Origin of the sequence: Clostridium sp. (assembly GCF_016650035.1) — a bacterium.
Classification (GTDB): domain Bacteria; phylum Bacillota; class Clostridia; order Clostridiales; family Clostridiaceae; genus Clostridium_AD.
In genome coordinates this window covers 26,764-48,275 of the sequence record NZ_JAENWM010000015.1, presented here as the reverse complement: position 1 = coordinate 48,275, position 21,512 = coordinate 26,764, and the positions used below count along the sequence as shown (strand labels likewise).

Here is a 21,512-nt window from a genome sequence, read left to right as displayed (position 1 = left end):
TAATAACATTAGGGGGAGTTAACAAGTGAAAAGAAGAACAGAAAAAGGAGCTAAAGCCAAAACTACAAAGAGAATAGTAATAACAACAGTATTAATAGCAGTGACGCTTTTAAGTACAAGCGCTTGGATAATTACAAGTAAAGCAGAAGAACAAGCTAAAAATGAAGTTATACTTGCAAATAAAGAAGTAGCCTTAGCGGCAGTTTCTAAACAGAACAGTATAAATACTACTGCTTATAAACAAGAGGTAGTACCTAAGGAATTATTAAGAGCTGAAAAGATAGATAATGAACTAGAGGCTAAAAAAGCTAAAGAAAAAGAAGCTAAAGAAGCTAAAGAGAAAGAAGAACTAGCAAAAAAAGCAAAAGCTGATAAACTGGCAAAGATTGCCGCAGATAAAGTGAAACAGGCAGAAGCTAGCAAACTGGCAAAGATTGCTGCAGATAAAGCTAAACAAGAGGAAATTGATAGAATAGCCGCTAATAGGGCGAATAAGGCTAAAATAGATGCGGAATATAAAATAGCAAAAGCGGCATCTGATAAAGCGGAAAAAGAGAAAGAAGACAAATTACTTAAAATTGAGACAGAAAGGCTTGCTAAAATAGAAGCAGATAAGGTAGCAAATGAAGGAACACAGGTAGGGGATATAGATGAAGAGGAAGCGGCTAGACTAGCTAAGGAAGAGATAGATAGATTAGCTAAGGAAGAGGTAGACAGACTTGGAAAATTAGGGATTAAACAAACAGCAAATGGAGCAAAACTTTCAGCATACTTAAGATCAGCAGCTAATGTAACTAGTGTATTAAACGAGGCGGTTAGATTGCACAAATTATATCTTCCAGGTGACCCATATCCAGAAAAAAATAATTGTGTCTACTTTTCAAGTGAAGCAATGAGAAGGATAGGTGTAAATGTTCCACTTAGAAAGTGTAACACGGGGCAGTATTTAAGTTATCTTAGAGGAAATGGGTGGGTATCCTCTTTTAATATCAAACATCTTACACCGGGAAGTATTTGTTTTACAACTAATACTGGAGCAGGATATCCAACACATACCTTTGTATTTATGGGATGGGTTAATAGTGGGAATTATACTCTAGCATATGTTGCAGACAATCAAGGAAATGCGGTTCATGTAAGAAACATGGGAGCGACTAGAGAAACAGATGCATTTGCTTTCTTTATGCATAACTAATAGATAAATAAACTACAATTTAAAGTGAAATCAGATATTTAATAAGATATCTGATTTCTTATTGCCTAAAAAATGTAGATATATTTATAATGTATTTATGATAAATAATATTCAATATGATATAATGATATCAGTGCAATTGGGGGAACTAGCACGAATAAAAGCTTATACACTAAAAAAAAGAACGAAAATACATAGATTATAATTTAGTAGCAAATGATGCTACTTGGGATGGGAAGGTAAAAAAACATGAAAAGAAGAAAAATGAAACTTTGGAAAAAAATTATTATAGGTTTATTTGCTATTATTGTATTTGCAATTGGAGGAACTCTTGGTTACACATTTTGGCAACTTGACAAAATGGACACTACAACAATATCGAAAACAGATGAGGATTTAGGTATTAAGACTAAATCAGTTGAAGAAGAAGCATTAGAAAGCAAGGTAACAAATATTGCATTATTCGGTGTAGATAGAAGAAATAAGAATGAACCAGCTCGTTCAGATTCTATAATGATACTTTCTATAGATGAAAAGAGTAAAAAGATAAAAATGTCTTCAGTTATGAGAGATACCTACGTAAATGTAAATGGTCATGGTAAAACAAAGATAACCCATGCTTATTTTTACGGTGGACCACAGCTTGCTATAAGAACTCTTAATGAGAATTTTGAAATGGATATTAGAAATTATGTTACGGTTGATTTTTTTAATCTTGAAAAAATCATAGATGCTATTGGTGGAGTAACTGTAGACGTTCAAAAGAATGAGGTTGGTTATATAAATAGCTATATGAGTGAAACGACTGGAATTCAGAATAAATCAATAACTAGAATTACAAATTCGGGATCACAGAATTTAAACGGAATGCAGGCTGTTGCATATACTCGAATACGGTATACTGCTGGAGACGATTTTGCGAGAACTGAAAGACAAAGAACCGTATTATCAGCTATGTTAACAGAGATTCAGTCGCTAGGGGTTGCGGAATTTCCATCAGTTGTTTCCGAACTTTTACCATTGACTGAGACAAGCATGAATAGTATAGATATAATTAAACTTGGTACAAAAGTGTTTACTTCAGGTATAAAGACTTTGGATCAAGAAAGATTCCCAATAGACGGTTATTGGGAAGGTCAAACTATAGACAAGATATGGTATTTAGTTGCTAAAATGGATGCTACTGTAGACCAACTTCATAAATATATATACGAAGACATAAAGCCAAACAAGTAAGCTATGTTTAAGTTTTCAATTTAATAATTAAAAAGGGAAAGATCCTTGCTTAAGAGCTCTTAGCTTTTGTAAGGATTTTTTTGTGCGCAATTTCAGTTAAATTGCATATTATAAGGATGAATGTTTTTTAATTATAGGAGATGATAAAATGTGCGGTATTGCAGGGTGGGTTAATCTGTATGCTAATATTGAAAGTGAACGTGAAATTTTATATAAAATGACGGATACCTTGAAAAAAAGAGGACCGGATGATACCGGTTTTTATTTTTCAAAGCATGCGAATTTAGGTCATAGACGTCTGGTTGTTGTGGATCCAAAAGGTGGAGCACAGCCTATGACAAGAAAAATAGGGGATAATACCTATACGATAGTTTACAATGGTGAATTATATAATACAGAGGAAGTTCGGAAAACCTTAAAAGATAATGGATTTAGTTTTTCTTCCTATTCTGACACTGAGGTGCTTTTAGTGGCCTATATTTTCTGGGGTGAAGAGTGTGTTAAGCATATAAATGGTATTTATGCTTTCGGAGTTTGGAGTGAAAATCAACAAAAACTATTTTTAGCAAGGGATCCACTTGGAGTTAAGCCTCTTTTTTACACAATTAATGATAATTCATTAATCTTTGGTTCTGAGATAAAGACTCTTTTAGCTCATCCAAAGGTACAGCCAATTGTTGATAAAAAAGGTCTAACTGAGCTATTTGGTTTTGGACCTGCAAGACCACTTGGTAGTGGTATCTTTAAAAATATAAGTGAACTGCCACCTGCTTTTATTTTAAGCTACGATAAAGATGGCTTTAAAACAAAGGAGTACTGGAAGCTTAATGCAAAGGGACATGACGAGAACTTATCTACGACTACTGAGCACATACGTCATCTTTTGGTGGATTCAATTGAAAGGCAACTAGGTGCAGACGTACCAGTGTGTACTTTTTTATCAGGTGGGCTTGATTCGAGTATTATTTCAGCAGTAGCTTCCTCTTATTTTAAGAGGAATAATATGAGTAATTTAAATACCTATTCTATAGATTATGCTGATAATAAACAGTTTTTTAAACCTACAGAGTTCCAACCTAATACAGATTCTGACTGGGTCTATAAGATGGTAAATTATATAGGATCAGATCATCATAATATAATTCTTAATACACCTGAGCTTGCATCAGCACTTAAGGATGCTGTTATTTCTAATGATTTGCCAGGAATGGCGGATGTGGATTCTTCATTATATTTATTTTGTAAGGAAGTAAGAAAAAATTCAACTGTGGCGCTTTCAGGTGAGTGTGCCGATGAACTCTTTGGAGGATACCCTTGGTTTAGACGGGAAGAAGATATAAATGCCACTACTTTTCCTTGGTCAAAGTCAGTAAGTGATAGAAAAAGTATACTATCTAAAGATCTTCAAAGCCTTCCAATAGAGGAATATGTTCAGGCAAAATATGATGAAAGCGTAGCGCAGGTTCCAAAACTTAAGGGTGAAAGTCAAAGAGAGCATAGAATGAGGGAACTGTTCTATTTAAATATAAAGTGGTTTATGATAACCTTACTTACAAGAAAAGATAGAATGAGTATGGCTAGCGGCCTTGAGGTAAGAGTTCCTTTTGCAGACCAAAGACTTGTAGAATATGCCTTTAATATACCTATGGATATGAAATATTATAAAGATCGTGAAAAAGGACTTTTAAGAGAGGCTCTTACAGGGTTACTTCCAGATGATGTGCTTTGGAGGAAAAAGAGTCCTTATCCAAAAACCCATAATCCTGATTATACTTTAGCAGTTCAAAAGTGGATGAATAGTATATTAAAAGATAAAACTTCACCAATTCTTCAAATAATTGATAAAGATACAGTTCAGCAAATAGTTGATTCAGGTGGGAATGCTTATGGTAAGCCTTGGTATGGGCAGCTGATGGCTGGACCTCAACTTATAGCATATCTAATCCAAGTTGATACTTGGCTTAGGGAGTACAAGGTTATTTTAGAGTAAATTGGTCCCGCACATGTGGCAAGTGGCATGTTATATAAATACAAGTAAATAAGTTGATATCAACATTATATAAATCCTGCATATATTGGTAGTAATAATGAAAGGAGATATATAATGTTGATTCATATAGTAATGGCAAGAGAAACACTATGGCAAATTGCAAATAACTATGGTGTTTCAATGACAGCAATAGTAAAAGTAAATGAGCTACCCAATCCTAATCAGCTTGTAATAGGTCAGGCATTGGTCATTCCAAGCGAAGATGTATATCATACCGTTAAACAAGGTGAGTCCTTATGGAAAATCGCACAAATATATGGAACTACTGTTCAAATAATTCTGCAAAATAATCAGGTTTTAAGTCCTGACAATATATTTCCAGGATTAGTACTATATATACCTGCACTCAGACACTACATTAAGCCAGGAGAAACATTATGGATGATAGCCCAAAAGTATGGAGTTGACCTTCAAAAGTTAATAAAGGTTAATAATATTACTGATATAAACCTTGTTTACCCAGGTACTATAGTAGTTATTCCGCGCAAACTAAGACCTGCTATAAGCGTAAATGCATATATTTATTTCTTGAAAGAAGAGGCTATTCCAATTGTTAAAAAAGACGGTGAGAATTTAACATATTTGAGTCCGTTTGCTTATTTAATTAAAGAAAATGGAACCCTACAGCCGACCTATGACATTCCAGCAATACAAACTGCTAAAGCAGAAAGAGTTATACCTATGATGTCCATTACAAACTTTACTTCAACTACAAAAGGAGAAAACCTTGCACATATTGTATTAAATAGTCCCACTATTGTAGAAAGTTTACTTACTGATATCATTAATACAATGAAACAAAAGGGGTATTTGGGGATAAATATCGACTTTGAAAATGTAATTCCAGCTGACCGTGAAGCTTATAATAGTTTTCTTCGGCGCGTGGTAACTCGGTTACATTCAGAAGGCTTTTTCGTATCTACAGCAGTAGCTCCAAAAGTAAGTGGAACACAACAAGGACTGCTGTATGAAGCGCATGATTATGAGGCACATGGTAGAATAGTTGATTTTGTTGTATTAATGACTTATGAATGGGGATGGCGAAAAGGTCCTCCACAAGCCATTTCACCCCTAAATGAAATTAAGCGGGTTCTTGACTATGCAATTACGGTGATTCCTAGGCAGAAAATATATTTTGGTTTCCAAATATATGCAAGAGATTGGCTTCTCCCACATATTGAGGGGCAGGAAGCTGAAACATTCAGTTGTCAGGAAGCAATTTTAAGAACTGTAAAATATGGTGCTAATATTCAGTATGATTCAGTGGCTCAATCACCTTTCTATCGGTATACAGATGAAAAACTAAGGTCGCATGAAGTATGGTTTGAAGATGCGCGCAGTGCAAAGGCGAAGTTTGACATGGTCAAGAGTTATAATTTAAAAGGAATAAGTTATTGGGTTCTAGGATATCCATTCCCTCAAAACTGGGCTTTGCTCCAGGATAACTTCACTATTCGAAAATCTGAATAGGTGCCACCCACGTGGCAAGTGGCATGTTAGAAAACTACTGAAATTGTAGAGGTTGACCAAGATGAGATTAGTTTAATTCCTGGAGTTTCAAAAGCTGGATCTCAGAATTTAAATGGGAAACAAGCTGTAGCTTATTCACGAATACGTCATACTTCTGGTGACGATTTTAGGAGAACTGAAAGACAAAGAACGGTATTATCAGTTATGTTCACAAAGATTCAGTCCATAGGAGTAACAGATTTTCCAAGTGTTGTTTCTGAACTTTTGCCTCTTACTGAGACAAGTATGAATAGTATTGATATAATAAAACTTGGCACAAAGGTGCTAACTTCAAACACAAAAGAATTAGAACAGGAAAGATTTCCAGTTGATGGTTACTGGAGTGGTAAAATGATTAGTGGAGTGTGGTATTTGCTTGCTGATATGCAGTCTACTATAGAACAATTGCATAATTTTATTTATGAAGATATAAAGCCAGTGTCTAAAAGCAATTAGGTTTAAGAAAATAATTAGTTTGACCTCCAATACGAGAAAAACATTGTATAAATATGTATTTATGGTATATAATGCAACAAAGTATATTATATTACATATGGGGGTTGAATATGCATAAAAAATTAACAATTAAAATTATCTTGGGTTTTAGTACTGTTATTGTCATGGGGGCAATTGTGGTTCTTGTAGCAGCATTTAATGGATGGGATTATAATAAATATATGGGTGTTAAGCCAGTTAAGGCAGATACAGAAGTAGTACTAACAAAAGAAAATACTAAAGCAGATACAAAAGAAGATGCAATAGTTTATACTGCAAAACAAAACACAAAAGTTTATACTAGACTTGAAGTTGCAACAATGATACATGACATGGTTAATACTCTTATAATTGCTGAAGATAGCGAGATATGGACTAAGGTAGCAGTTAATAAGGAAAGTGTATCAGAATTATTGAATATGATTGAAAGTACTGAGGACTTTTATGAAAAAGTCGATTTTGCTGAGATTGCAAATGATTGGAAAAGTGGTAAATTCGATAATGTAGTTCAAGCCCACAATAAAGTTTGGGGAATACTAGATGGAACAGTAGGTAGAGCTAATGGGGAAAACTTAGAAGCGATAACTGAAGCTAAAGAAAATTTAAAATGAGTGAATAATTTTTCTGATTTTGCACGTCGCCTATAATGGGCGATTTTTTTTGTATAAGATATATTTATAAAACAATTTAGGAGTAATACCAATAATATGTAAAATTATTACTTTATTAGTAGTAAAATAGGTTATTGTTACTATATAAATTTTCTTGTATAAAGTATATAATGATAATTACATCTTATGGTTTACAATAAATGTAATAAAACTATGGAAGCAATGAAACGTATTCTAAATTGGTCACTTTGAATATGATGAGCTAATAGTGAACCCACTCCATTTTTATAGAGAAATCTATGAGAATGGAGTTTTATTATTTAGATATAAAAGCAGTGGTTAATTTTAATATATAGGGGGAGATTGCTTGTTAGCTAATAATTTAAATTGTGATTACAATAATGATGCAGATTGTCTTAAAGTATATACGCTAGGTTGTTTTGAAGTGAAATCAGGAAGAAAAGTGCTTTCAAATGATTGCAAACGTTCTCAGCAGCTGTGGAATTTATTTAAGTATATTCTTACGCATAGAAATAAAAGAATTGTACAAGAAAATTTTTTCGAAATTTTATGGAGTGATAAGGAATGCGACAATCCTCTAAAAGCTTTGCAAAATCTTATTTATAGACTTAGAATGCTTTTAAATTATGAAGGAGTAAATAAAGATGGAGAGTCGATTATAAATTATTCGCAAGGGTGCTATAGTTGGAATAAGGAGTTCCATTATTGGACAGACGTTGATGAGTTTGAGGAGCTTTATAAAAAAGGTAAGGCTTCTGAGAAAAATGATGATTTTCTTAATGCAATTGAACTTTATCAAAGTGCTTTATTGCTATATAAAGGTGATTATCTTTCTGAAGATGCCTACAATGAATGGATAATTCCAATTAGAAACTATTATCATCGCATATACATGGATATAATAGGTAGGCTAACAAAACTACTAAAACATTATGGAAGAACGGAGGATATTCTAAAAGTATGTGAAGAGGCATTAATGATTGAATCATTTGAAGAAAGCCTTCATATAATTTATATTGAAGCACTTCTTGAGGATGGTAATATAAAGCAAGCGCAGAGTCAATATGAATATGTAACATCTATGCTTTACAAAGAGATGGGTGTAAAACCATCAACTGATTTACGAAATTTATATCATCAGATAAAATGTAAGGAAGATAATATTTTATTAGACTTAAGTTCTATTCAAGAAATGATGATAGATAGGCCTGATTCTGATGGAGCTTTCTTCTGTGAGGTTGACACTTTTATTTCTTTATATAAATTAGAATGCCGTAGAGCAGCAAGGACTGAGGAAACTGTATTTATGGGAATGTTTACGGTATCTAGGATAAAGCATAGGAAACAGGATAGTAAAGTATTAACAAAAGTGATGGGATCAATACTTAATCTATTAATACAAGGTCTTCGAGAGGGTGATGTTGTATCTAAATGGAGTGAGACTCAAATACTGGTGCTATTACCTGGAGCAATATTTGAGCAAGCAGAAAAGGTATTAGCTCGAATTCTAAATAAATATGAAATAGACTTTGCTTCAAAAGAGATAATTGTAGAAACAATATTGAAGCCAATCAATTACTCTGACTCATTTCATGAAGAATTATTAGGGTGAAATTATGGAATTGAAAAAACATAACGTATAAAGCGTTATGTTTTTCTGATTTTTTTACATACTTGTGACTGGGTTGTGACTAATATAAGTCTTAGTTGTGATTAACATGAGAATTAAATGAGAGTAAACAAGGTTCAAGTTAAGACTGACATATGTTACCATTTATATATATACAATATAAGGTAGTAAAATAAGGAGAATTGATTATGGAAATGAAGGGCAACGAGAAGTCCTTAAAAAACAGTGGACATGGAGAAGCGGATTTTACTTTAAATGTTATAGCAAGTAACGATGGTGACTTTCATGGTAAAATTCAGCACTGTGAATCCGGTGAGACAAGGGATTTTAGAAGTTTAATTGAGCTTATCCTATTAATTAATGAGAAATTAGAACAATTAAAATTACTGAAGCCTACTGAACAGATGCGCTCATGGAACGTGCCAAAAATCCTAAGAAACTTAAAAGGTGGTGGGGTGTTATAAATGAAGTAGAAAGAATCTCAATAGAAGCATCAACATCCTTTTTATTAAGGATAAAATACAGGCAAAATAAAAGTTGGCAGGGTACAATCCAATGGCTAGAAGGTAAACAAAGAAGAAATTTCTGCAGTTGCCTAGAACTTATGATGCTGATTGAAGAGGCATTAAGTGGTACAGCAGAGGGGAAAAGAATTGAGTTTCATACATGGGAGGGGAAAGAAGAAGAGGAAGAAGGATATAATGATTAATGAAAATCTAGGGGGTTAATTATGATAAGGCTAGTTTGTGAAAAATGTGATCATATTTGGTATACGTCAAACACGAGTATTAATCAGAAGTGCGATGAGTGTGGTGAAATATTGATTGAGCTTGGGATAGAAGCTAAGGATATTGAAAATACACCAGAGGTGGTTTGTAGTGGTAATAATGTTACGATAGGAAGAAGATGAATTAAAGGTATTATTGAATATGATGAATTGGAGTAGCTTCATTTTTATAGAGGCATCTATGAGGGTGGAGTTTTTTATGTACTTATATAAATTAGAATGCCCTAGAGCAGCAGGGATAACATCTAAATTGCTTGTGACTGGGACGTGACTAGTGGAAGTTTCATTTATGATTAGCATAAGAATTAAGTGAGAGTAAGCAAGGACTAAGGTGTGACTAGCATATGATATTATTTATTTGTACTCAATAACAGATATTGAGTTAAGGGAATTCAAATCTGTTAAAGAGGTTTATACAATTCAAGAAGTTATGGCGAAACTTATGAAATGAAATGGAAGGTTCCAACAGTCATCAATGTTGCACAATAGTTAAGTATAATCACATACTATGTCTTGGTTTATAGGGTATGAGATAGTGAAGATAATTTACGAGGGGGATATTTTTAATGTTGTGTAAAACTTGTGGAAAAGAAGTGGGTGATAATGATGCATTTTGTAAACACTGTGGGGAGGAATTAAAAGAAGTAGAAAAAGATTTCACAATTTCATATAAAATCCTTTGGTATGATATGTGTTATTTTCGTTATAGAGAAAAGATAAAAGAAAAAGGTTCTTTCATTTCAACAATTAAAGTAAATAGTGTGAATAAAGCAGATGCAAGTTCAAAAGCTATGTATAAAATAAAGGAAACCTATAATGATAGATATTCCAATTATCATTGGAGAGAGTGGAGTTATATAATTATGAGTATTTATTAGTAAAAAATTAATTACATAAATTTAATAATATTGTTAAGGAGTGAGATAAACTTTGAATAAACATATAAAGAGTAGTTTTAATGCTGTTTTTATAATTAGCCTTTTTTTTAACATTATTATTTTTAGTACATTTGTTAGTGCAAATGAAAACATTCCAGAAAAGGTTTTTCATCTAAATAGTGATAAAAGTATAAATGGAACTTTATTTACCAGTGATGAGCTAATTGGACCTGGAGATAAATTGGTAAAAAAATTTTACATTGCGAATGATAATAATTTTAACTGTTTTTTAAAACAAATAGTAATTGATAGTAAGTTTTATAATAAGAACAATGTGCTACTTAAAAAAGATAATCCTCAATATTTAAATTATTTAGAGAATTTATCAATAAGCTTCTACTGTGAAGAAAATCTGATATATACAGGGAAAATGGATGAAAATTTAAAACTTAATTTTACAGGAGATAAATCTATTGAAATAGAGAACAGTGGTAAGAGGAAGTTTACAATTGAATATATGCTTAGCAGTGATGTGGATAAAATAGTGATGGGAATGCAGCATAAATTTGATATTGATTTTAACTTTGATAAAGCTAATGCGTCAGTAACTGATTTTAATAAAAAACCGATTGCAGAAAAAGTTGTAACAGGATCAGTTTTGGTACAAACGGGGTCTATTATAGATACAAAAGTTCTCATAATTTGTGGGAGCATATTGATTATACTAGGCATAATGTTTTTAAAGAAAAGAAAAATATAATTTTTCAAGAGGGAGAATCTGTATATGAGTTTCATAAGAAAAGTAATGTATTTGCCTGAAGATATGAAAATATTATATATATATAGATATGTATCATTATTGATAACTTCGATTTTTTATGTATTTGGGAATACAACATATGACGTCTCGATGAAGGTTTTTATGATAGTATGCTTAACCATATCCTCAATAATATTTAATTATATGTATGGAATAAAAGAGCATGAAAATTTACGTATATTATATATTATCATTGAGATTATTGGGAATATAGTAATATTAATACCAACTGGTGGCATTAATAGCCCATATATCTGGTATTCATTAAACAGTATATTAATTACAGTGTACTTTTATAATATATATATTAGTTTTATTGTACTCTTTAGCTATCAGCTATTATCGTTACTATTAGCTCAAATAATATTTCATAACAATAATAGTAATATATTTGAGCTGATTTCAGATAACTCAAATTTACTACTGAGCTTTATGTTGATAACTATAATAGCTCAGTTATTATTAAATCAATCAAAAAAACTCAGTATTAAAAGCAAAGATCTTTCTATATTAAATAATCAAATGTCTATAGCTAATGCTAGATTAAATGATTCTATGGAACAAATAATGAACCTGTATCAGGCAGTACACACTTTTGTTAACCTTGATAATAAGGATAGACTTCTCAATCTATTAATAAAATATACTAAGGAAATAACTAAGTCACCAGTAATACTATTTTGTGCACCTGAAGTAGACAATAAATGGACAATAAAAACAAGCAATAATATTCCAGGATATATTGAAGATAATATCTCTGAATGTATTAAAAATAAACTAAGCAAGATTAAAAATACTGCTTTGCCTTTATCTTTAGCTATTGATTCCAGGAGATTTATTGTCATATCAGTAAATTCTTCTACTAAATTTTATGGGGTATTAGGAGTTGAACTAATACAATACGAAGTTGATCCAGTATACAAACAAATGGTAGAACAGTTGAAATTTTTAGCCTCCTTAAGTTCAATTGCACTTGAAAAGTTTGACCTTGAAGAATTTAAAAAACAACTTCTAGTAAATGAAGAGCAAAATCGTATTGCTAATGAATTACATGACAGTGTAAGCCAAAGACTATTTGCAATATCATGTGGAGTTTTTGGTATAATAAGAAAAAATAAAAATACTGTTTCTAAGGAAATAGCGTCAGATTTACGTGGTATTAATTGTTCAATAAACACAACAATAAGTGAGCTAAGGGAAATCATATATGGTATGAGTTGGAATAAGCAAGGTATAAGTGTATTTCAAACGAATGTGAATAAATATATAAATGATATATCTAAGTTATATTGCATCAACATATCATTTAATATGGATGGAAATGAGGGGATAATAAGCTCCATATTAAAAAACGCATTATATAGAATTATATGTGAAGGAATTGGAAACTCCGCGCGACATGGAAAAGGTGAGAATATAACAGTATCTTTGAGGCTAGATACAAAACACATAAAACTTATAATAAAGGATGATGGAGTTGGATTTAAATTAAAGAATACTATTGAAAAAGAGAGTTCTGGCATAGGGATAAAAAATATGCACAATCTGATATACTCTTTGGAAGGTAAGATGAACGTGAATTCAAAAGTGGGCCAGGGAACTGAAATAAGTGTTTATTTACCGAACAACACGGTTAATAAAGGCGAGGGGGTAATTGCATGAAGCTACTTATAGTGGATGATCATTTTCTTGTTAGAAAAGGACTAGAAGCATTATTTAAAGAAGAATCAAATATAGAGTGCATTCAAGAAGCTTCTAATATTGATGAAGCTATAAGTATCATTACAAAGGATAAACCTGATATTGTATTAGTAGATTTAAAACTAGGTAAAGAGGATGGTCTTGATTTAGTTGTAAAAAGCAAAGTGCTAAATTCGCAATGTAAATTTATTATAATAACATCATTTATTTCACATGAGGATTTTTTAAGAGGTGAAGAAATAGGTATGGATGGATATATCATAAAAGATGCTTTTTCAGAGGACATATTTTACGCAATAAGTGCAGTAAGCAGGGGGAAAAAATATTATGATCCTTCAATTATCGATTATAAAGATACAAGTAAAAAAGACTCCATGATAGAAGCACTGACAGATAGAGAAAAGGATGTTTTAAGGGAGCTGGGAAAAGGTTATAGTAATGATAAAATTGCTAAACAGCTATATATATCACAAAATACAGTAAAAAAGCACGTAAGCAATATACTAGCCAAATTTAATATTAATCAGCGAGCGGAGGCAGTATTTTTAGTTAATAATAGTTTGAGTTTGTAAATTATTCTACAAAACAAATAATTAAAGACTAAAGGAATTATTCGTGTAAAGGGGAGGAAGATTTTTGAAAATGAATAGAAAAAGACGTTCTAAAGGCCCAGGTTATAATAAGATTATATATATATGTATTGCTGCTGTTCTCTTTTTAGTCCCAACGGGGTATGGATATTGGACTGATAAGTTACAAGTAATGAACAATATTACAACCGGATATTGTGACCTTGCGTTTACTGTGGCTGAAGTAGTTAACCCAGGAGAGAATGATGTTGTTAAAATTCAAAAACAAAATGAACATAATAATCATGAACATCATGAGGATAAACAAGAAACTGATATTGGTAATAGACTCCATATTCTTATAAAGAGTGGTGAACCTAATGAAATTGCATTTACTATAACTAACTATGGAACTGCTCCTGCTTTATTTAATACGCAAACTAAAGTAAACCAACCTTTGAATATTATATTTACTGAATTTAAGACCGTAGTAGATGGGGATAATAATAATAATAAAGTAATTATACCTCCATATAGTAGTGAAACTGGTAGAAATGGTGTTATAACTGGTGTTATAAAACTTGAAAGTATAGCTGAAGAAGAGAAAAATTATAATCTTTTAATAGATTTAAAATCTTCAGGTTGGAATAATAATGAGTTCGAAGTTGGTAAAGAAGCCATAAAACAAAAAGAAGCCATTCAACAAGTTGAAAAAGTAATTAATGAAGAAGTTAATAACGAAGTTATAAATGAAGAAGTTAATAACGAAGTTATAAATGAAGAACAAGCTAAAAAAGCAATTGAAAAAGAAGTTGAGGAGAAAGATGAAAAGAAAGTTGAAGAGAAAAAGGAAGTTGAAAATGAAAAATAAGTAAATAGATATGTAGGTAAAAAAAGGGGAGGGATAAAACTATGATTGATACACAAAAGTTAAAACCTACAAGAATTTCGAAAGCAAGATGTATTTTACTTATTATAATAATGTTAAGTATTTATTTAATTGAAAATATCCAACTCTTTTCTTTTAATAAAGGTAGTATATATATATATATTGTTAAGCCATTAATATGGGCGGCAGTGATTTTGTTAATTTATTTTTTTCCTCGAATGAAGTCAACAGGGAAAATACGATTAAATAGTTATCTTCAGTGGTGGGTAGTTTATTTAGCAATAATATATATTTTATTGATGTTAAGTGGAGGGCTTATATATGGATTTGGAAAGAGTCCTTATGATTTATCACTTGGAGGGGTATTTAGAAATATATTTTTCGTGTTTTTGCCTCTTGTTGGAAAGGAATCAATAAGAGCTTACTTAATTAATAGTATAAAGGGGAAAAAGATAGCTATAACAATTACTATATTAGCTGTATTGTATACACTGTTAAATGTTCCATTGAATAGATTAATGGATTTGAAAAGCGGACTTGAAGTATTACAATATTTGGGCGAGTATATATTACCTGAACTTTCAAAAAACATTATAGCAGGTAGTCTTGTATTTTTAGGAGGACCTTATCTTTCTATTATTTATCTGGGAATCATCCAAGCATTTAACTGGCTATCTCCAATTTTGCCTGATTTAAATTGGATTGCTAAAGCTTTAATAGGAACATTATGCCCTATATTTAGTCTCATGTTTCTTGAATATTTATATTCATCCAAAGTAAAAACTAGGAAAAAAGCTTATGTTAAAGAAGAGAACCCAATAGGTTGGATAGCAACAATATCGAGTTCACTGTTGTTTGTTTGGTTTGTAGTTGGAGTTTTTCCTGTTTACCCTTCAGTTATAGTGACTGGAAGTATGATGCCAATGATAAATCCTGGAGATGTGGTTTTAGTTAAAAAGATAGAGGGCCAAAATGCAAAACTAGAAGATATTATTCAATTTAAGAGTGATGATATATTTATCTTTCATAGAGTAATTAATATTAGTGATGAAGAAAATCAATTGAAATTTGAAACAAAAGGAGATAATAACTCAGTTGCTGATAGAGAACTTGTAGATCCAGGGCTAGTAAAGGGTAGGGTGATTAAGGTAATTCCAAAGATAGGTTGGCCTAGCTTATGGCTTAAAGATAGAAATAATATTTCAAAAGACAGAGTTGAATTTTAGAATCAAGTATTGCAGAACGAAAGCTCTGCTTTTATTTTGCCATTAATTCCTAGATGTAATCCTAAAGTAGTAGGCATATAGGCAAAATGTATTATAAATAACGGTAAAAACATATAGGTACGAAGTACTCTTTTGGGGGATTTATGGCAATACAGAGTTGGATATAATTAAGGCATAGATACGAATTAAATAGAATGTTAAATATATTAAGGTTCTATTGATTTACTTACGTATAAAATAAATTATTAAAGGGAGAGATTAATTATGAAAAAACCAAGACTTATGGCGTTAGCTTTAACAGCAGCTATTACATTATCAGGAGTAGGTTATGCTTACTGGACAGATGCATTAACAATTAATAATACAGTTACAACTGGTGAAATGAATGTAAAGTTTGTTGCAGGACAAAGTAAGACAAGAGGTGGAGATGACCAAACAGGAAAACTTGCTGGAGATGAAAATAAAAGTAATGCATATTGGAGTGCCTACGTAAACCATGAAGGACTAGAAGCAGGCCATAATGGTCCGGCAACCATAATATCTGAAAATGGGAAAACAGTAACTACACAAGTTAATAATATGTATCCGGGTTCTTATGCACAATATTATGGAGTTATAGAAAATGACGGAACTATACCAGTAGTATTTGATAACGCAACGATTAAATTTGATGGTGCTGAAGCTAATAAACTTAGCCAAGTTGAAAAAATATTTAAAAATAATCTTAAATTTGCTTTTGGTTATGTAATAACTGATGCTGATGGAAATAAAATAACTCCTAATACAGGTTCGTGTGATGGAAGATATTATGCTTCAGGTAAAGTAGAAGACTTAGAGGTAAAATTAAATACATTGTTAACAGGAGTAAGATTAGAGCCAGGTCAAAAATTATCACTAGACTTCCCAACTATTGAGGATGCCAAAGCAGCTATGGAATCCATTGGCTATCAATGGAATGAGGATATGCATTGCATTACCTATACATTATCAACAGATGCTAAAGATAATATAGAAGATCAGAAATTAGGAATCCATATGACAATTAATTGGAAACAACATAACGCAAAATAATTTCATAACAAATAAAAAACAATATTTAATAAAGCAGGGATGTAATTCTCTGCTTTTAAATAGAATTAAAGTATATAATAAATTATTAAAGGATGTTGGTTAGGATGAAGAAATTTAAGTTTTTAATCCTAATATTATATTTAACTCTTATGAATATTGGAGTTGGATATGCGTATTGGAGTGATAGTCTAACTATAAATAACACAGTATCAACAGGTGAATTATCAGTTAGATTTGAAGAAGGTAAGGCAGATAGCTTGAATTTTCCCGAAGTGAAAAATTCGAAATATATATCGAATTCAGAAGTAAAGATAGGCAATGATAATAATGTGCTGACAGACAATAATGTTGCTACAGTTAATATTGCAAACATGTATCCAGGTTCTTTCGCAGCATTTAGATTAGGGGCAATTAACACTGGTACAATTCCAGTAAAGATTAGCGATGTTACTTTTGGAGAATTCTCTGGAGATATTGGAGAGAAAGGTCTTTTAAATTATTTAACATTTGAAGCTGGATTTGGGATAGACTTAGATGGTGATAAGAAAATTGACAGGCACATTGCATTTAGTGGTGATTTGGAAGAAATTCAATCTAGTTTTAATAGAGCATTAGAATCAAAGAGTTTAGAAAATACTCAAATTAACCCTGGTGGAGGAATTTACTTTTATATTCCAGAAGGAGAGGAAGCACCTGATCTTGATAAGGATGATATTTCTGACAGATTTATTATAATCAAGTTTAGTGAGAATGCTCCGGATTCAACACAGAATAAAAAACTGACATTTAAAATGACTGTAAATTTTAAACAATTCAATAAAAAATAGATTTAAATCGGTAGAGCCAATAAAAAACTCTACCGATTTTTAGTTTTATAATCAAAAGATGTATAGACATTTTATTACAATAATTGTATAATAAGTATATATAAAGGGGGTGGTGAATATGCAAAGTAATAAAAAGAAAATTAAATATATAAAGAACCTAAAATATAAAAAAATATTAATCAATAAAAGAATAAGATTGGTTACTATATGTAGTACAAGTGTCTTATTAATCACTATGGGTATATTGCTTACGACTACAATGACAGGGGGGAAATTTATAGATCAAAAAACTCCTGAGTATTCCTATAATAATAAGGCGGAGGTTAACTACCAGGTATTTTTAAAACCTAACAGCTTATATCCTACTGATCAAAAGAGTATTGGAGAAGGAAATATCTATGTGAAAAAGTTAGTAGATTACATAGATACAAATTTTGTGTATGAGTTTAAGGGTCAGTCACCAACGGAAGTAAAGGGTAAATATAGTATTAAGGCAGTAATGGAAGGTCAATTAGGTAGTGATAAGGCAAAAAAGACTATATGGAAGCATGAAGAGCAACTTCTACCTGAAAAGAGTTTTAGTTTAAATAGTGCTAAACATGTATTGGAAGCCAAATCACAAATAAATCCACAGCATTTTCAAGACATTGCAGATGCTAAATCGTTAGAAAGTGATATTGCATTTGAAACAAAACTTACAATTTATTGGAACGTTGAGATTGATGGAAAAACGGATAAGGGAGTTTTCAATGAGAAATTAATGCCAACTATGGATATCCCCATTAGCTCAGAAAAGTACTTTGAAATTAATGGTGATTTGGTTTCAGAAAAAAAAGGAGCAATAGAAACTACAACAAAAATAGTATCACCTACATATAAAAGTAAGTTGTTATTGTATAGTTTAGGTGGTTTAATTTGGATTTGCTTATTATTATTTACATTGTTTTTTACTGAAGTAAAACCTGCGGGAGATGTATTGCAACTTAAACTCAAAAGGATATTCAAAGATCATGGAGATAGACTAGTTCGTTTAGTTGATGAAAAATTTATTGGTATGGTTGATCTAATTTATGTGAAAGAGTTTGAAGATTTAGTTCGTATTGCTGATGATGTTGGTAGACCGATATTTTACAAGGATAGAGAAGATATAGGTGGAATATCTATTTTTTATGTATTAGATGATAGGTACGTATACACTCTTGAACTTAAGGAAGCTACGCAGTTAGCTATAACACTTGAGGATGGAAAACAACAACCTTCTAAATCTGGTATGTTTATAAGGTATTAAAAAAAGATCGTTTTATATTTTCTGATTTTGCTCGTCGCCTATAATGGGCGATTTTTTTTGCCTGTAATTAGGGGATTGTATTGTAGAGTGATACATTTTGAAATGATTTACATGATTATGAAAATATTTTCATAAGTATATAAAATTTATATATTCAAAGAAAAAAGACAACAATGCCTTTGTTCATAGCCTAAAATGAAAGGTTGCAAATTGAATGAATATTTTGATTGTAAAAAGATTGACATATAAATTCAATATGGTACAATGATGTTAATAACAAACAAATGTAAAGAAAATATTTTCATAAAATTAACAATGGAGTGATCGTTATGACAATTGTTGAGATTGCAAAAAAAGCTGGAGTTTCATGTGCAACTGTTTCTCGGGTAATAAATAATACAGCACCTGTAAAAAAAGAAACAAGAGCCAAAATACAAGCAGTAATCAATGAATTTAATTTTTCTCCAAATTCTATATCTAATGAAATTGCAAAAATAGCTCAAAACACAATTGCAGTTATCGTTCCTGATATAACCAATCCTTTCTTCGCAGAAGTTATTAAAGGTATTAATTTAGAGGCTGATATTCACAACTTTGACACAACATTTTACGACACGGATGAAAATCAAGAAAAAGAAGTAATGATTTTAAAAAAGCTGAAAACTATGAGTATAAAAGGACTTATCATATCTCCAACAACTGATACAAATGAATTTAATGGTGAATATTTGAAGCTTTTAGAAAGTATTGGAATACCTATTTATCTTGTAGATAGAGATGTTAAGTACTCAAACTTTGATGGGGTCTTTGTTGATAATGTAAAAGGAGCATTTGATGCGACGTGTGCACTTATAAATGAGGGACATAGGGATATAGCAATTATTGCAGGTCCTAAATCTTCTAAGCCAGGACGAGATAGGCTAAGGGGTTATAAAAAAGCTTTTTTGATGAATAACATTGAACTAAAAGAGAATTTAATATTCTATGGAGATTATCGAATGGAAAGTGGATATGAACTGACAGATGAAATTTTAAGTCTCAAAAAAAGACCAACTGCTATATTTGCATGTAACAATCTTATGAGTTTGGGAGCACTAAAAAGTATCAATGAAAATCAATTAAAAATTCCGGATGACATTGCACTTATAATCTTTGATGAGATAGAAATCCTAAATATATTAGGGATGAAAATTTCCAATGTTTATCGTCCAACTCAAGAGATGGGTAGAATTGCAATGGATAATCTTTCTGAAAAAATTAAAAATACAAACAATATTGTTAAAAATCAAACTGATACAGTTACACTTATTCCGACACTAAAATTATTAGGTTCAGAAAAGTTAATTGTAAAAAAGGAGCATGAAATATATGAATAACATTATAGTTTTTGGAAGTTTTGTTGTGGATTTAATGTCAAGAGCTCCACATCTTCCGGTACCAGGTGAAACAGTGAAAAGTCAAATGTTTAAAATGGGACCTGGTGGAAAAGGCTTTAACCAAGGAATCGCAGCACATAAATCAGGTGGAAAAGTAACAATGGTGACTAAGCTGGGTAATGATGCTTTTGCTAATGTTGCACTGGATATGTTAAATGAACAAAATATGTCAACAGAGTTTGTTTTTAGAACAGATGAAGCTCCAACCGGAATAGCTCTAATTATGGTAGATGAAAATACAAGTGAAAATGCTATTATGGTTGCGGCGGGTGCATGTGATACATTTAATGATGAAGATATATCAAAAATTGAACCTATAGTAAAGTCTTCTGAGATTCTTCTTACTCAACTTGAAACAAACATGGATGCAGTTGAAAAGGTAATTGATATAGCATATAAAAATGGTGTAAAAGTGATTCTAAATCCCGCTCCAATTCAACCTATAAAAGATGAACTTTTGAAAAAGATAGATATTATAACACCAAATGAAGTAGAGGCAGAAATATTAACAGGCATTAAAATATCCAATACTTCTGATGCTCATAAAGCTGCCAAGTTTTTCTTAGATAAGGGAGTAAAAGAGGTTGTTATTACATTAGGCAAAAATGGAGTTTTAGCAGTTACAAAGCAAAAACAGGAACTTTTTAAGAACTACAATGTAAACGTTGTAGATACAACAGGAGCGGGAGATGCATTTAATGGTGGATTTGTAACAGCATTAGCAGAGGGTAAGGATATTTTTGAAGCTTGCAGGTTTGGAAATGTTGTTGCAAATCTTGCAGTAACAAAACTAGGAACATCTGTTGCTATGCCAACGAGAGAAGAAGTAGATAAATTTATTGAAGAAAATTTACAGAAAAGGAGTGATATCTAATGTTAAAGGGTGGAATTTTGAATCCTCAAATGGCAAGAGTTTTTGCTGAAACAGGCCATATGGAAACTATCGTTGTAAGTGATGCGGGACTTCCAATGCCTATGAATGTTGAGAGAATAGACCTTGCATGGAAACCAAATGAGCCTGCATATCTTGATGTTCTTGCTGAAGTTTTGGTGCATATTGTAGTTGAAAAAGCCATACTTGCAGATGAGATAAAACTTGTAAGTCCGGAAATCCATGAACAAATCCTTAGGATGCTCCCAAAGAATATACCTATCGAATATGTTCCTCATATTCAGCTTAAAGAACAAACAAAAAGTGCAAGAGCAATAATAAGAACTGGCGAATTTACCCCATATCCAAGTATAATACTTGTTGCTGGATGTGCTTATTGAG

General features: G+C 31.5%; 23 protein-coding genes and 1 riboswitch. All 23 genes read left to right on the top strand.

The window, feature by feature from the left end:
• Positions 1 to 25: 25 nt before the first annotated feature.
• The 23 genes from JJD95_RS05600 to rbsD all read left to right on the top strand — a co-directional run bounded on the left by JJD95_RS05600 (position 26) and on the right by rbsD (position 21,511).
• On the top strand, positions 26 to 1,195 hold the full coding sequence (locus tag JJD95_RS05600) for a hypothetical protein (RefSeq protein ID WP_291641193.1): 1,170 nt from the start codon (positions 26 to 28) through the stop codon (positions 1,193 to 1,195).
• A 249-nt stretch (positions 1,196 to 1,444) separates the two neighbouring features.
• Positions 1,445 to 2,431, top strand: coding sequence for an LCP family protein (locus tag JJD95_RS05595; RefSeq protein ID WP_291641191.1), 987 nt, complete (start codon positions 1,445 to 1,447; stop codon positions 2,429 to 2,431).
• A gap of 148 nt (positions 2,432 to 2,579) precedes the next feature.
• Positions 2,580 to 4,421, top strand: coding sequence for an asparagine synthase (glutamine-hydrolyzing) (gene asnB / locus JJD95_RS05590; RefSeq protein ID WP_291641190.1), 1,842 nt, complete (start codon positions 2,580 to 2,582; stop codon positions 4,419 to 4,421).
• Between the two features lie 114 nt (positions 4,422 to 4,535).
• On the top strand, positions 4,536 to 5,951 hold the full coding sequence (locus JJD95_RS05585) for a LysM peptidoglycan-binding domain-containing protein (RefSeq protein WP_291641188.1): 1,416 nt from the start codon (positions 4,536 to 4,538) through the stop codon (positions 5,949 to 5,951).
• Positions 5,952 to 5,993: 42 nt separating this feature from the next.
• Positions 5,994 to 6,446, top strand: coding sequence for an LCP family protein (locus JJD95_RS05580; RefSeq protein ID WP_367114784.1), 453 nt, complete (start codon positions 5,994 to 5,996; stop codon positions 6,444 to 6,446).
• Between the two features lie 110 nt (positions 6,447 to 6,556).
• Entirely contained in the window at positions 6,557 to 7,096 is a 540-nt protein-coding gene (locus JJD95_RS05575; RefSeq protein ID WP_291641186.1) for a DUF6241 domain-containing protein, read from the top strand.
• A 206-nt stretch (positions 7,097 to 7,302) separates the two neighbouring features.
• Positions 7,303 to 7,384, top strand: a riboswitch (cyclic di-GMP riboswitch).
• Between the two features lie 79 nt (positions 7,385 to 7,463).
• On the top strand, positions 7,464 to 8,729 hold the full coding sequence (locus tag JJD95_RS05570) for a bacterial transcriptional activator domain-containing protein (protein ID WP_291641184.1): 1,266 nt from the start codon (positions 7,464 to 7,466) through the stop codon (positions 8,727 to 8,729).
• Positions 8,730 to 8,935: 206 nt separating this feature from the next.
• Positions 8,936 to 9,211, top strand: a complete 276-nt coding sequence (locus JJD95_RS05565; protein ID WP_291641183.1) for a hypothetical protein — start codon at positions 8,936 to 8,938, stop codon at positions 9,209 to 9,211.
• The gene (locus JJD95_RS05560) at positions 9,160 to 9,456 is read left to right on the top strand and encodes a hypothetical protein (RefSeq protein WP_291641181.1); all 297 of its coding nucleotides are present in this window, start codon (positions 9,160 to 9,162) and stop codon (positions 9,454 to 9,456) included. The genes JJD95_RS05565 and JJD95_RS05560 overlap by 52 nt, the downstream gene beginning before the upstream one ends.
• 21 nt (positions 9,457 to 9,477) lie before the next feature.
• On the top strand, positions 9,478 to 9,657 hold the full coding sequence (locus JJD95_RS05555) for a hypothetical protein (RefSeq protein ID WP_291641179.1): 180 nt from the start codon (positions 9,478 to 9,480) through the stop codon (positions 9,655 to 9,657).
• Positions 9,658 to 9,676: 19 nt separating this feature from the next.
• A complete protein-coding gene (locus JJD95_RS05550; protein ID WP_291641177.1) occupies positions 9,677 to 9,805 on the top strand; it encodes a hypothetical protein in 129 nt (42 codons plus the stop codon).
• Positions 9,806 to 10,100: 295 nt separating this feature from the next.
• A complete protein-coding gene (locus tag JJD95_RS05545; RefSeq protein WP_291641175.1) occupies positions 10,101 to 10,412 on the top strand; it encodes a zinc ribbon domain-containing protein in 312 nt (103 codons plus the stop codon).
• A 52-nt stretch (positions 10,413 to 10,464) separates the two neighbouring features.
• A complete protein-coding gene (locus tag JJD95_RS05540; RefSeq protein ID WP_291641173.1) occupies positions 10,465 to 11,172 on the top strand; it encodes a hypothetical protein in 708 nt (235 codons plus the stop codon).
• A gap of 24 nt (positions 11,173 to 11,196) precedes the next feature.
• Positions 11,197 to 12,894 carry an ATP-binding protein gene (locus JJD95_RS05535; protein WP_291641171.1) on the top strand — a complete coding sequence of 566 codons (1,698 nt, stop codon included), beginning with the start codon at positions 11,197 to 11,199 and terminating at the stop codon, positions 12,892 to 12,894.
• Positions 12,891 to 13,505 carry a response regulator transcription factor gene (locus tag JJD95_RS05530; protein WP_291641169.1) on the top strand — a complete coding sequence of 205 codons (615 nt, stop codon included), beginning with the start codon at positions 12,891 to 12,893 and terminating at the stop codon, positions 13,503 to 13,505. The genes JJD95_RS05535 and JJD95_RS05530 overlap by 4 nt, the downstream gene beginning before the upstream one ends.
• 64 nt (positions 13,506 to 13,569) lie before the next feature.
• The gene (locus tag JJD95_RS05525; protein WP_291641167.1) at positions 13,570 to 14,373 is read left to right on the top strand and encodes a hypothetical protein; all 804 of its coding nucleotides are present in this window, start codon (positions 13,570 to 13,572) and stop codon (positions 14,371 to 14,373) included.
• A gap of 41 nt (positions 14,374 to 14,414) precedes the next feature.
• The gene (locus JJD95_RS05520; protein WP_291641165.1) at positions 14,415 to 15,617 is read left to right on the top strand and encodes a signal peptidase I; all 1,203 of its coding nucleotides are present in this window, start codon (positions 14,415 to 14,417) and stop codon (positions 15,615 to 15,617) included.
• Between the two features lie 264 nt (positions 15,618 to 15,881).
• Positions 15,882 to 16,688, top strand: a complete 807-nt coding sequence (locus tag JJD95_RS05515; RefSeq protein ID WP_291641164.1) for a SipW-dependent-type signal peptide-containing protein — start codon at positions 15,882 to 15,884, stop codon at positions 16,686 to 16,688.
• Between the two features lie 104 nt (positions 16,689 to 16,792).
• Entirely contained in the window at positions 16,793 to 17,515 is a 723-nt protein-coding gene (locus JJD95_RS05510) for a SipW-dependent-type signal peptide-containing protein (protein WP_291641162.1), read from the top strand.
• A 118-nt stretch (positions 17,516 to 17,633) separates the two neighbouring features.
• Positions 17,634 to 18,803, top strand: coding sequence for a DUF5305 family protein (locus tag JJD95_RS05505; RefSeq protein WP_291641160.1), 1,170 nt, complete (start codon positions 17,634 to 17,636; stop codon positions 18,801 to 18,803).
• Between the two features lie 329 nt (positions 18,804 to 19,132).
• The gene (locus tag JJD95_RS05500; RefSeq protein ID WP_291641158.1) at positions 19,133 to 20,179 is read left to right on the top strand and encodes a LacI family DNA-binding transcriptional regulator; all 1,047 of its coding nucleotides are present in this window, start codon (positions 19,133 to 19,135) and stop codon (positions 20,177 to 20,179) included.
• Positions 20,172 to 21,113, top strand: coding sequence for a ribokinase (gene rbsK, locus JJD95_RS05495; RefSeq protein ID WP_367114782.1), 942 nt, complete (start codon positions 20,172 to 20,174; stop codon positions 21,111 to 21,113). The genes JJD95_RS05500 and rbsK overlap by 8 nt, the downstream gene beginning before the upstream one ends.
• Entirely contained in the window at positions 21,113 to 21,511 is a 399-nt protein-coding gene (rbsD, locus tag JJD95_RS05490; protein ID WP_291641154.1) for a D-ribose pyranase, read from the top strand. Before rbsK ends, rbsD begins: the two co-directional genes overlap by 1 nt.
• Position 21,512 lies beyond the last annotated feature (1 nt).